Source organism: Pseudomonas sp. RGM2987, from assembly GCF_022952855.1.
Classification (GTDB): domain Bacteria; phylum Pseudomonadota; class Gammaproteobacteria; order Pseudomonadales; family Pseudomonadaceae; genus Aquipseudomonas.
The window spans coordinates 1-8,699 of sequence record NZ_JALJDX010000087.1; the positions used below are offsets into that span (position 1 = coordinate 1).

The 8,699-nt window shown below is 65.2% G+C and carries 9 protein-coding genes; 2 read left to right on the forward strand and 7 right to left on the reverse strand.

The features are described 5' to 3' along the window. The first annotated feature begins 163 nt into the window (after positions 1-163). Positions 164-841 carry a Crp/Fnr family transcriptional regulator gene (locus RGM2987_RS01325; protein ID WP_245138316.1) on the forward strand — a complete coding sequence of 226 codons (678 nt, stop codon included), beginning with the start codon at positions 164-166 and terminating at the stop codon, positions 839-841. 180 nt (positions 842-1,021) lie between these two features. Here RGM2987_RS01325 and RGM2987_RS01330 read toward each other — a convergent pair whose 3' ends face one another. From RGM2987_RS01330 to norR, 7 genes are all read right to left on the reverse strand, one after another. Further along, on the reverse strand, positions 1,022-1,492 hold the full coding sequence (locus RGM2987_RS01330) for an SCP2 sterol-binding domain-containing protein (RefSeq protein WP_245138317.1): 471 nt from the start codon (positions 1,490-1,492) through the stop codon (positions 1,022-1,024). After that, complete coding sequence (locus RGM2987_RS01335) at positions 1,486-2,376, reverse strand: U32 family peptidase (RefSeq protein WP_245138318.1); 891 nt, start codon at positions 2,374-2,376, stop codon at positions 1,486-1,488. Before RGM2987_RS01335 ends, RGM2987_RS01330 begins: the two co-directional genes overlap by 7 nt. A gap of 10 nt (positions 2,377-2,386) precedes the next feature. Continuing rightward, positions 2,387-3,382: a peptidase U32 family protein gene (locus RGM2987_RS01340; protein WP_245138319.1), complete on the reverse strand. Its 996-nt coding sequence runs from the start codon at positions 3,380-3,382 to the stop codon at positions 2,387-2,389. An 80-nt stretch (positions 3,383-3,462) separates the two neighbouring features. Then, positions 3,463-4,698: a gephyrin-like molybdotransferase Glp gene (glp, locus tag RGM2987_RS01345; protein WP_245138320.1), complete on the reverse strand. Its 1,236-nt coding sequence runs from the start codon at positions 4,696-4,698 to the stop codon at positions 3,463-3,465. Continuing rightward, complete coding sequence (gene moaB / locus RGM2987_RS01350; protein ID WP_245138321.1) at positions 4,695-5,249, reverse strand: molybdenum cofactor biosynthesis protein B; 555 nt, start codon at positions 5,247-5,249, stop codon at positions 4,695-4,697. The genes glp and moaB overlap by 4 nt, the downstream gene beginning before the upstream one ends. A gap of 87 nt (positions 5,250-5,336) precedes the next feature. Continuing rightward, the gene (pdxH, locus tag RGM2987_RS01355) at positions 5,337-5,984 is read right to left on the reverse strand and encodes a pyridoxamine 5'-phosphate oxidase (protein WP_245138322.1); all 648 of its coding nucleotides are present in this window, start codon (positions 5,982-5,984) and stop codon (positions 5,337-5,339) included. A 257-nt stretch (positions 5,985-6,241) separates the two neighbouring features. Further along, positions 6,242-7,774, reverse strand: coding sequence for a nitric oxide reductase transcriptional regulator NorR (gene norR / locus RGM2987_RS01360; protein WP_245138323.1), 1,533 nt, complete (start codon positions 7,772-7,774; stop codon positions 6,242-6,244). Between the two features lie 158 nt (positions 7,775-7,932). Here norR and ytfE point away from each other — a divergent pair, with 158 nt between their 5' ends. Further along, entirely contained in the window at positions 7,933-8,607 is a 675-nt protein-coding gene (gene ytfE, locus RGM2987_RS01365; RefSeq protein WP_245138324.1) for an iron-sulfur cluster repair protein YtfE, read from the forward strand. The last annotated feature ends 92 nt before the right edge of the window (positions 8,608-8,699 follow it).

Genomic DNA, 8,699 nt, shown 5'->3' on the forward strand with positions numbered 1-8,699 from the left:
GTCAGCAGAGTTGATGTCGACTGACACACCGCCTTCGCGAGCAAGCCCGCTCCCACAGGGGTTTGGCGTTTAACAGACGCCCATCCCTCTTCCGAGGTAAGCCTGCCGAGGCATAGGCCAGTGGCGCCCAGGGCCCTACCATGACGGCACGCGGAGGTACGCCATGCTGACCCACCCTTCCATCGTTTTACTGTTGCGTCGCCATCACCTGTTCAGCCAGTTGCCGGAGCGGGTCTTTGAAGACGTCTGCAACCTGGCCGTGCTCAAGCGCCTGGACTGCAACAGCACCCTCATGCACCAGGGCGATCCGGCCAAGCGTTTCTTCTTGCTGGTCAGTGGCCAGATCAAGCTGTTCCGGGTCACCGGCGAAGGCCAGGAAAACCTGGTGGAGATCATCCAGCCCGGCCAGACGTTCGCCGAGGCGCTGCTGTTCAGCCAGGCCCGTTGCTATCCGGTAAGTGCGGCGGCGATCAAGGACAGCGTATTGGTGAGCATCGAGGGCACGCACTACCGCAGGGCCCTGGAAGACCAGCCCAAGGTCTGCCTGGCGATCCTGGCGAGCATGAGTATCCATCTGCACCAGCGTCTCAAGGACATCGACAACCTGACCCTGGCCAGCGCCAGCCGACGGGTCATCAACTTCTTGCTCCAGGAGCGCGACCCTCGGGATGGGCAGGTCGTGCTGCAAGTGTCCAAGCGCCTGGTGGCCTCCAAGCTGGGGATCCAGCCGGAGACCTTCTCGCGGATCCTGCATCGACTGGTGGACGGCGGGTTGATTGCCATGGAGCGGCGCAATATCCGGATTCTGGCCGAGGACCAGTTGGTGGATTACCAACAGTAAACCGCATCCCCCTGTGGCGAGGGAGCTTGCTCCCGCTGGGCTGCGCAGCAGCCCCCGGGAGCCAACCCCCCTATACCTGATCGACCGCAGTGACAGACCCAAGGGGCTGCTTCGCAGCCCCGCGGGAGCAAGCTCCCTCGCCACAGTCAACCCGAACGGGAGACCCGTTCTGCGACTCCATCACACCGTCGCCAGGCCCTTGCCGGCCCGCTCCAGGTTGCGCCAGAGCCACGGCGGCAAGACCTCGGGATCGAGGCTGTCGATCAGGTTCTTCAGTGCCAGCCCCAGTTCGGTATCCCCCTCGATGACCAGTCGCCGCCGGAAAAACAGTGTGTCCGGATCCTCCTGGCGGCTGGCCAACAGCAGGAATTCACGCCAATTGCCGCTGATGGTGACCTGGGCCTCGGCGCGCTCGGCAATGCGCAAGCCGTCGCGGGCCAGGGTCAGGTACCAGCACAACTTCAAATCGAGCACCCGCAGGCACAACCAGCGCCCACGCAGCACATCGAACCCGCCATCGCGCAGCGGCTCGGCCAGGCAGCGGTTAAGGGCCTGTTGCAAGGCCAGGCGCTGCACCACGAACGGCACCTTGCCCACCAGCGGCAGCAAACGGTCAGCCCCTTTGAGCAGCCACTTCTTCGGAGTCAGCACAGGCCCGCCTCCTCTACCTTGAGCATGCCGGCATGACCGTGCCAGTAACCGTTGCAACCCTCGACATACAGCGGCGGCGCCTCGCCCTGACGGACCTTATCGAACGCCGTCACCACCCCGGCCATGCCCTGGCCCCGTGGACTCAGGCGCAACAGATCAGCGCCGCAAGCCATCAAGGCGTTGTAATCAGCCAGCAGGTTGGTGATCTCCCCCGACATCGTCTGGATGCCGTTGAGGGTGAACAATTGCTGACCTTCCTGACTGCTCAAGGCCAAGCCATCGGGGTAATTGATGCAGCAGAACTGGCAGTCGTCCTTGGGCCGGTTTTCGGCTCGGGCGGTAAAGCACCGCGCCGAGTACGCCAGGGGCAGATGCCCATAGGCAAAGATCTCCACCTCGGGCACCTCGCGATCCAGTTCGCGCACCTGTTCCAGCACGTCGGCGATCAGCGCGGCGGAGCATTCCACTGGCGGCACCCAGCGCATCATGCCGCTGTCGAGCAACTGCCCGAGGGCATGGCCGTTGTACAGGTTCAGCGCCGGCCCGCCCACGAACGGCAACTTGCGCTCGGCGAGGAACTGCACCGCGCCCATGTCGTTGGCTTCCACCAGCAACTGGCCGTTGTCACACAGCCGGCGCAGGGTCGACAGCTCCGAAGCGGCTTCGATCAATGTCAGGCTCGACAACACGATCTGCGCCTGGCTGCAGCCTTGCAGCTCGCGCCCCAGGCCCAGCCATTGGTCCAGCGAGAGCGCCCGGCGTTTGGAACACACAGTCTCCCCCAGGTAAATCACGTCCAGCGGCAATGCCGACATCTCGGCATAGAAGTTCCCCAGTTGCGTCTTGTCCCAGTAAAACAGGACCGGTCCCAGGCTGAGTTTCATCGGGTCTCCCTCATTGCCATGATCGATGGTAGGCACCCAGGGTGGTCTGGCTGCCTTCTGACAGTCCGGCCAGCGCCTGGCGCCATTCTTCCCGCACCCGGAACCGCTGTGGGGCGGCCTGGTGGGCGTCCAGTGCGGCGCGCCAGACCCGGGTCACTTGCTCGACATAGGCCGGGCTGCGCTGGCGGCCTTCGATCTTCACCGCTTCGACGCCGATGGCGACCAGCTCCGGCAATAGGTCCAGGGTGTCGAGGCTGGTGGGTTCTTCCAATGCATGGAAACGCTTGCCGCCCACCAGGAACCGCCCCTTGCACAGGGTCGGATAACCGGCCGGCTCTTCGGGCGTGTAGCGGTCGATCAGCACCTCGCTCAGGCGCGCGCTCAAGCCTTGGGCATCTTCGCTCCAGCGCACCGCCTTGGCCGGCGAGCAGACCCCGCAGAGGTTCGGCGATTCGCCGGTGATGTAGGAAGACAAGTGGCAGCGCCCTTCGGCCATGATGCACAGGCTGCCGAAACCGAAGACCTCGATCGGCACCGGGCTGGCTGCCGCCACCTGCCGCACCTGAGCCAGCGACAGCACCCTTGGCAGCACCGCACGGCGGATGTCATAGCGCTGGGCGTAAAAACCCAGGGCCGCGGCGTGGGTTGCCGAGCCTTGGACCGACAGGTGCAGCGCCAGCCGTGGATGACGCTGGCTGGCGTAGCCGAGCACGCCGGGGTCGGCGGCAATCAGTGCGTCGACGCCGAAATCCGCAGCGCGATCCACCGCCCGTTGCCAGCGCTCCCAGCCCTTGGGTTGCGGGTAGGTGTTGACCGCCACGTATAGCTTGCGTTGGTGCTGGCGAATGTGCGCGACCGCCGCGTCGAACTGTTTGTCATCCATGTTCAGCCCGGCGAAATGCCGGGCATTGGTGTCATCGCGAAAGCCGACATAGACGGCATCCGCGCCTTGGCGCACCGCCGCTTTGAGAGCAGGCAGATTCCCTGCCGGGCAAACCAGTTGCATGGGGCATCCTCAGGAGAAAACACAAGCACCGCCAGTCTAGCCAGCCCTCGGTGGGCGACCTTGACGGCAATCAATTGCGTTCAGTGCATCAGGGCGGCGAACGGCAAGTACATGACCCGGTCGTGCTTGTGCACCTGGGTCTCACGCTCCACCAGCGCCAGCCCATCGGCCCAGCACGCGGCGGTCAACATCGCCGAGCTTTGCTGGGGATGCAGCTCCACGCACAAATGGCCGTTGGTATCCGGGCTCAACCGGGCGCGCAGGTATTGCCGGCGCTTGTTGCGTTGCAGCCAGTCGAACCCGGCCGGCACCTGCAACGGCACTGGCAACACGTCGCCCATGCCTTGGGCGCGAAACAGGAACGGACGCACCACGATCAGCGCGGTGATCAACGCCGCCGAAGGATTACCCGGCAGCCCGATCCACGGCTTGCCTTCCACGTCGCCGAACGCCAGCGGCTTGCCGGGCTGGATCGCCAGGCGCCAGAGGTCGATGCTGCCCAGGCCCTCGATGGCTTGCTTGAGGTGATCTTCTTCTCCCACCGAGACACCGCCGGAAGTCAGCAGCACGTCGCACTCAGCGGCTGCCAGGCTCAGGGCTTGCCGGCTGGCGAGCAACTGGTCGGGCATGACCCCGAAGTCGTGTACGTCGAAACCCCAGCCGCGCAACAACGCAGCGACACTGTGGCGATTGCTGTTGTAGATCTGCCCCGGAGCCAGCGGCTCGCCCGGTTCGCGCAGTTCATCGCCGCTGCTGAGCAGGCCCACTCGCAACGAACGATAGACCTCGACCCGGCCGATCCCCGCACCGGCCAGCAAACCGAGTTCCTGGGCACGCAAGCGCGTGCCGGCCCGGAGCAAGCGCTCACCTCGGCGCAGTTCTTCGCCCTCCTTGCGCACGTGATCGCCGCGATTGACCGCTGGCAACCAGACTCGCTCACCCTCGGCCCGGCAGCTCTCCTGTGGCACCACCGTGTCGGCTCCCGGCGGCAACGGCGCGCCGGTGAAGATCCGCACCGCCTGCCCTTCGCCCAGCGGCTCGCCAGGGCCGTCGCCAGCGGCGATCCGCCGGACCACTGCCAGGGATCCACCCGCCGCCGGCAGATCGACGGCCCGCAGGGCATATCCGTCCATGGCGCTGTTGTCCCAGGCCGGCAGGTTCATCGGGCAGAAAATGTCCTGGCTCAACACCCGAGCCGACGCCTGGTCCAGGTTGATCTGCTGCATGCCCGGGGGCGGTGGTGCCTGGTCCAGCAGATGCCGGATGGCGTCGTCCACCGGTATCAGCGCGCCGCTGTCGCACACCCGCCCGCTCACGAGCGCGGCTCGCAGGCCAGCGGTGCTACCCCGTCCTGAGGCTTGAGATGCGGCGTGAAATTGCACGGGCCGGTGCGACTGTCCAACTGCCCGACGAGAATCTTCTCCCAACCGGTCCGGCAGGCACCCGGCGAGCCCGGCAGGCAACACACCAGCACGCCATTACTCATCCCGGCCAACGCCCGCGATTGCAGGGTGGACATGCCGATTTCTGTCAGCGACACCTGGCGGAACAGCTCGCCAAAGCCATCCACCTGCTTGTCCAGCAGCGGCAGTACCGCCTGGGGGGTGTTATCCCGTGGGGTAAAACCGGTGCCGCCGGTCATCAGCACCACCTGCACGGCGGGGTCGGCAATCCACTGGGAAACCTGGGCGCGGATCTGGTAGATATCGTCTTTCACCAGGGCTCGGTCGATCAGCACATGCCCAGTCATTTGCAGCAGATCAGCGAGGGTCTGGCCGGAGGTATCGGTGTCGAAGCTGCGGGTGTCGCTGATGGTCAGTACCGCAATGTTCAGGGGTTGGAAGAGGCGTTGCGTCAGATGGGCCATGATCAGCCGTCCTGTCAGAAAAGATGGCCCAGCCTGAACCGCAATCCGTGCCGGGCCTATTCCTCCTTCGAGGTACCTCCGTCGTGCTCAGGGCGCCAGGCGGCTGCGCTGCCACGCTGCGTCATGCAGCCGATAGTCGAGACGGTCGTGCAGCCGGTCGGCACGGCCCTGCCAGAACTCCAGGCGCTCAGGCCGCAGACAGTAGCCACCCCAGTGCTCGGGGCGCGGCACCGGTTGCTCGGCAAACCGCTGCCGCGCTTGCACCAGCAAGGCTTCGAGCGCCGCCCGATCCGTTAGCGCGCGACTCTGCGGCGACGCCCAGGCACCCAAGCGACTGGCCAATGGACGGGACTCGAAATAGGCATCCGACAATGCGCGATCAAGCCTGTGGACCGGTCCTTCGATGCGCACCTGGCGTTCCAGCCCCGGCCAGAAAAACGTCATGGCCGCCCAGGGGTTGGCCGCCAGGTCCAGCCCCTTAGCGCTGTCGTAATTGCCGAAGAACACGAAGCCGTCCTGGTCGAAGCCCTTGAGCAACAGCACCCGGCAATGCGGCCTTCCTGCGGCGTCCACGGTCGCCAGGTGCATGCTGTTGGCCTCTATCGGCGGGCTTTCGCTGTCGCGGGCCTGTTGCATCCAGCGTTCGAACAGGGTTAGCGGATTGTCAGGGGCCTGGGCTTCAGTGAGGCCGTCGAGGGTGTACTGGCGACGCATGTTGGCCAGGGACAAGGGCATGGCTGTGATCTCCACATGGGGTTCGGCCCAGTGTGGGTTTTGTGGTGGGGGCTGGCCTTGATCGTTGTCAATGTGGGGTTGTTGGTTGGCTTTGCCGGCCTCTTCGCGAGCAAGCCCGCTCCCACATTGGATCTGCGGTCGGACTCGAATCTATCGCCTGACTCAGTCCCTGTGGGAGCGGGCTTGCTCGCGAAGGCGGCAACCCAATCTCCCTGACTCGCTAAAGAAGCCGCCCCACCTGGCACAAAAAACACCCGTTACTTAAGCCCCAACCGCCGCGCCAGTTTATGCAGGTTGCTCGGATCCACCTCCAGCAACCGCGCCGCCCCCGCCCAGTTCTGTGCGCAGCGTCGCAGGGCCTTGAAGATCGCCTGGCGCTGGCACTCGTCGACCGTTTCGCTCAAGGGCAGGACTGTCTCGTCAACGGTTTCCATGGACGACTCGGGCGCGGCGTGCGCCGGGGATGCACCGACAGTGACATCCAGATCCAGCACCTGCGGTTCCAGGGTCATGATCACGCTGCGACTGGCGCCGCGACTCAGTTGCTTCAACGCCGCCCGGCTGATGACATGCTCCAGCTCGCGCACGTTGCCCGGCCAGTTGTAGTCCAGCAGCGCCTGTTCGGCGGCCGGTGCCAGGCGCAGGCCGCGCAAGCCCAGGCGTGCGCGGTTCAGTTCGAGGAAGTGCCCGGCCAGCATCAGCACATCGTGGCCGCGTTCACGCAGCGGCGGGATCGGCACTGGGTAGACCGAGAGCCGGTGATACAGGTCGGCCCGGAACAGCCCGTCGCGGATGCTGTCGGGCAGGTGCCGGTTGGTGGCGGCGATGATGCGCACATCGACGTGCAGCGGTTTGTCTGCGCCCAGGCGCTGGATCTCGCCGTTCTGCAAGGTGCGCAGCAACTTGGCCTGCACGCTCAAGGGCAGCTCGCCCACCTCATCGAGAAACAGCGTGCCGCCATTGGCCGCGTCGAAACGCCCGGCTCGGTCGGTGGTCGCACCGGAAAACGCGCCTTTGACATGACCGAACAACTCGCTTTCGGCCAAGGACTCCGGCAACGCCGCGCAGTTGACCTGGACCAACGGCTTGCGGCCGCGCCGCGACAACCGATGCAAGCGCCGGGCGAACAGTTCCTTGCCCACGCCGGTTTCACCGAGCAACAGCACCGGCAACTCGGAGTCGGCCAGTACATCCAACTCGTTGAGCAATTGTTGCAGGCCCTCGCTGCGCCCGAGGATCTCGTCCTCCTCGGTTGGCAGGCGCAGGTCTGGCGTATCACTGCGGGAGGCTCGCAGGCTACGGTTCTCCTGCTCCAGCCGGGTCACGCGCACCGCCGCCTCGATCTGCAAGGTGCAGCGCTTGAGCTCTTCGCGGGCGCGGCTGTCGAAGGTCCCGGCGTGCAAGGCGTCCAGGGTGATAGCGCCCCAGAGCCGGCCTTCCACGTACAGGCTCACGCCCATGCAGTCGTGCACCGGCAATGGTTCACCGACGTGGTGATCGAGCAAGCCGTCGTAAGGATCCGGCAAGCGGCTGTCGGGCTCGAACCAGGTCGGTTCGCGGGACGCCATGATCGCCGCCAGACGCGGATGCTGGGCAATCACGAAGCGCCGGCCCAGGGCCTCGTGGACCAGCCCGACGGTCGCCACGGGGCGCAGGCTGTCGTCGTCCAGGCGCAACAGGCCCACGGCACCACTGTTGAAGTATTCGCGCAGGGTCTGCACCAGGCGCTGCAAACGCACGGCGTTGGGCAGCTCGACAATCAGGTCGGCGGCCAGGCTTTCACGCAGCATGGTAGTGGTTACCCTCCAGGGTACGTTTGACCCGTTCGTGCCAGGGTGACAATCACCCTGCGAAAAATTAATGGCTAATAATCAACAGCTTGCAAATGGCACGACGGCTGCAACGTCCAGGCGTCTGTCCCTCCCGGGATTCAACCCAAGGAAACACGATGAGCCTCGACCTGCTGGACCAAAGCCTCGGCCAACTGGCCTGCGACATCCCCGGTGCGACCCGTACCTTCCATCATTACAACCTCGACTTCTGTTGCGGCGGACAAAAATCCCTGCGCGAAGCAGCCCTCGGCAAGGGCCTCAACCCACTGCTGATCGCCGATGCCCTCAGCACCCTGCAAGCCGCCGGCGAGCTGGGCCATGACTGGCGCGACGAGCCCCAGGCGCTGCTGATCAGCCACATCCTGGAACGCTACCACGCCCGCCACCGCGAGCAGCTGCCGGAGTTGATCCGCCTGGCCCGCCGCGTCGAGCAGGTGCATGGCGCACGGGCCAGTTGCCCCAATGGCCTGGCCGATCACCTGGAGGACATGTACCAGGAACTCGAAGGCCACATGCTCAAGGAAGAACAGGTACTGTTCCCGATGCTGCAACACGGCCTGGGCGAACGCGCCACGGCGCCGATCCAGGTCTTGCGCTACGAACACGACCAGCATGGTGAAGCCCTGGAGACCCTGCTCGCCCTGACCGACCAGATCACCCCACCCGCCGACGCCTGCAACACCTGGCGCGCCCTGTACCGCGGGCTGGTGGAGTTCCGTGACGACCTGATGCAGCACATTCATCTGGAGAACAATGTGTTGTTCGTCAATGCGATGAGGCCTGCTCGCTGACCCTCCAACACCGCCATCCCCCTGTGGGAGCGGGCTTGCTCGCGAAGGCGCAGGGTCAGCAAACATTAATGTTGCCTGACACGACGCCTTCG

Excerpts from the sequence above, each read along its gene's own strand:
- RGM2987_RS01340 (WP_245138319.1), bottom strand. The coding sequence starts at position 3,382 with ATGCAACTGGTTTGCCCGGCAGGGAATCTGCCTGCTCTCAAAGCGGCG.
- RGM2987_RS01335 (WP_245138318.1), bottom strand. The coding sequence starts at position 2,376 with ATGAAACTCAGCCTGGGACCGGTCCTGTTTTACTGGGACAAGACGCAA.
- norR (WP_245138323.1), bottom strand. The coding sequence starts at position 7,774 with ATGCTGCGTGAAAGCCTGGCCGCCGACCTGATTGTCGAGCTGCCCAAC.
- RGM2987_RS01325 (WP_245138316.1), top strand. The coding sequence starts at position 164 with ATGCTGACCCACCCTTCCATCGTTTTACTGTTGCGTCGCCATCACCTG.
- moaB (WP_245138321.1), bottom strand. The coding sequence starts at position 5,249 with ATGGCCCATCTGACGCAACGCCTCTTCCAACCCCTGAACATTGCGGTA.
- pdxH (WP_245138322.1), bottom strand. The coding sequence starts at position 5,984 with ATGCCCTTGTCCCTGGCCAACATGCGTCGCCAGTACACCCTCGACGGC.
- ytfE (WP_245138324.1), top strand. The coding sequence starts at position 7,933 with ATGAGCCTCGACCTGCTGGACCAAAGCCTCGGCCAACTGGCCTGCGAC.